General features: G+C 69.7%; 4 protein-coding genes. 2 read left to right on the forward strand and 2 right to left on the reverse strand.

Features of this window, described 5'->3' with window-relative positions; all coding sequences use genetic code 11:
* On the forward strand, positions 1-399 hold a 399-nt coding region (locus FrCorBMG51_RS24245), incomplete at its 5' end, for a transposase (protein ID WP_047225319.1).
* Here the strand turns inward: FrCorBMG51_RS24245 and FrCorBMG51_RS24250 are convergent.
* Together FrCorBMG51_RS24250 and FrCorBMG51_RS24255 are read right to left on the reverse strand one after the other, a co-directional pair.
* Positions 387-803, reverse strand: a complete 417-nt coding sequence (locus FrCorBMG51_RS24250; RefSeq protein WP_157180671.1) for a hypothetical protein — start codon at positions 801-803, stop codon at positions 387-389. The two genes, FrCorBMG51_RS24245 and FrCorBMG51_RS24250, sit on opposite strands and share 13 nt — an antisense overlap.
* A 306-nt stretch (positions 804-1,109) precedes the next feature.
* Complete coding sequence (locus FrCorBMG51_RS24255) at positions 1,110-1,613, reverse strand: MarR family winged helix-turn-helix transcriptional regulator (protein WP_047225320.1); 504 nt, start codon at positions 1,611-1,613, stop codon at positions 1,110-1,112.
* 121 nt (positions 1,614-1,734) lie between these two features.
* Here FrCorBMG51_RS24255 and FrCorBMG51_RS24260 point away from each other — a divergent pair.
* Positions 1,735-2,683, forward strand: a 949-nt coding sequence (locus FrCorBMG51_RS24260; RefSeq protein ID WP_162233288.1) for a chloride channel protein, incomplete at its 3' end; no start/stop codon positions are given.

Consider the following 2,683-nt stretch of genomic DNA (forward strand, 5'->3'; position numbering starts at 1 on the left):
ACCGAGGTCACCTCCTGCGCCCCATCACGCAACAGCGACGGCTGGATACAGCTGTTGACCCTCATCGCCCAGGCCAATCCCCGCGGCCCGATCCGGGTGGTCACCGACAACCTGTCCACCCACACCAGCGGGAAGGTCCGCCGGTGGCTGGCCCACCATCGGCGGATCCAGCAGGTGTTCATCCCGAAGAAGGCCTGCTGGCTGAACATGGCCGAGGGCTGGTGGCGGCTGCTGCGCCGGGCGGCGTTCGCCGGACAGACCTTCGTCGACACCGACGAGATCACCCGCGCCGTCGACCTGGCCACCGCCCAGCTCAACGCGCGCGCCCGCCCCTGGGTCTGGGGACGCCCCGCAGCACCGACCCGCACCCTCCGCCGCCAGTTTGTCTACTGTCTTTGAGGAACATTGCAGTAGGCGAGGGCTGGCGCCGAGTTGTCGAGGCCTATGACGCGAGGGCCGGCGGGAGCGCGCCGCGCAGCGGCGAGCGCCCGATCGCGGTCCAGCAGGACGCTCCGCTCCCGCGGATCACTGGCTGCAGCCGCGTAGTGATCGTAGAGTTCGACCAGGGACAGGTCGAACTTGAGCAGCGCGGCGTTCACCCCGTAGGAGCATCCGACGTCGAGAACCGTAGGTGACGGGGAGCCGCTGGCTTCCCGGTATCGAAGAAGAAGGTTCTCGAAGTAGGGCTTCGCGAGCTGAGGAATCTGATAGTCGAGTCGCCCCAGCGTCGAAAAGTACTCGCGGGGATTCGGTGCGGTATAGACATGATCGAGGGAAATCTTTCCGGTTGCGTCCAAAGGCATGATGGTGCCCCGTTTCAGTGGGCAGGCGTTCAGGTCGCGAGCACGCGGCTGCTGGAAGCCTTTTCCGTCTCGCCGCCACCGCGTGACGCTTCTCCGTCGGCTCTGAGTCTGCGGCGCACACCGTCACCGTATGGCCCGGTATGCGGCCTTGCAGTGGTTTACGCGAGGCGAACCTTACGATTTCTTCATGTGACTGCCGCTCCCCGTTCACGTCCTGACGTCGGAGCTTGGCGCGCCGAAGGGCGCGGAGGGTCGGGAGGGCCGAATTCGACACCGCGGTGAGGATGGGGGCTGGCCCCGCCCCGGTCAGCTCCAGCCCAGCGCGTTGGCGTCGACGCCCGGTTCCCCGCCCGCGGCCGCGAAGGCGCGTAACGCCGCGACCAGGCTGCCGCGCAGGCGGGGGTCCATCCTCGCGACGATCGCCGTGATCTCGGCTCGGCGGCGGCGGGTGACGTCCTCGACGAGCTGCCTGCCGGTCACGGTGAGCGCGACATTGACCTCGCGGCGGTTGTCCGGGTTGCCGAGGCGGTCGATCAGGCCGGCGGCGACGAGACGGTCGGCCATGCGGGTGGCAGTGGAGGGGTGGACGGCGAGGAAGTCGGCGAGGTCGCCGGCCCGGAGAGGTCCGCGGCTGGCTAGGACGACGAGCATGCGGAACTGGGGGAGGGTGACGTCCTCGCCGACGGCGGTCAGCGAGCGGGCGGACACGGCCACCAGCAGGCGGGATGCGGTGAGGACGGCGTCAGTGAGCTCGTCCACGCCGTCGTCGGGGGCGCCAGGTGGGGTGGAGGCGTCCGGCGTGCCGCTCATGGCACTGTTCTACCGCCCACGGCAGCCGGCGAGTGAACCAGCGCATGCCACTCGGATGCTCAGCACAACTTTTGTACTATGCAAATATGCGTGCGGTGGCGGATCGAAAGACGGCGGTCCGATGGGCGAGGTCCCGGTGGCCGGCCGGGGCTGGTACCGGCACGGCACGGCACGGAGCGGGGCGGGGCTGATCGCATTGGCCATGATGGTCGGCGCGGGAGTGGGACTGGCGGCGGTCGGTTTCCGTTGGCTGATCGTGCTGTTCACCGAGGTGTTCTGCGGCCGGGAGGACTGCTCGGTCGCGGGCCATGCGGCCAATCCGCACGTGCCCGCTCTTGGCTTTGGGTATCTGCTGCTGGCCCCGGTCGCCGGTGGCCTGCTCTACGGTCCGCTGATCAACCGGTTCGCCCGGGAAGCCCGCGGGCACGGCGTTCCCGAGGTGATGCACGCCGTCGCCGAACATGACGGCCGCATCGCGCCGCGGGTGTCGGCGGTCAAGTCGCTCGCGTCCGCGCTGTGCATCGGTGCGGGTGGCTCGGTGGGCCGGGAGGGGCCGATCGTGCAGATCGGGTCCGCGCTCGGTTCGGCGCTCGGTCAGGTCGCCCGGGTCGGCGCCGAACGGCTGCCCGTCCTCGTCGCCTGCGGGGCCGCCGGCGGGATCGCGGCGACCTTCAACGCACCGCTCGCCGGCGTGATGTTCGCCTGTGAGGTGATCCTCGCGTCGTTCACCGCCGAGGCGTTCGGGGTTGTGGTCCTGGCCGCCGTGACCGCCAGCGTGGTCGGGCGGGCGGTGCTGGGCTCGAATCCGTTTCTGACGCTGCCACCGTTCGCCGTCCGCAGCGCGGCGGACTACCCGTTCTTCGCACTGCTCGGCGTTCTCGGTGGGGTCACCGGGGTGGCGTTCACCCGCGTGCTCTACGCCGTGGATGACGGCTGCGACCGGGTCTGGCGAGGCCCGGAGTGGCTGCGGCCGGCGGTGGGCGGCGTGTTGCTCGGAGCCGTCCTGATTGCTCTGCCGCAGATGTACGGCGTCGGTTATCCCGTCCTCGTGTCGCGCGTCAGAATTCTTG

The organism is Protofrankia coriariae, assembly GCF_001017755.1.
GTDB classification, from domain to species: Bacteria; Actinomycetota; Actinomycetes; order Frankiales; family Frankiaceae; genus Protofrankia; species Protofrankia coriariae.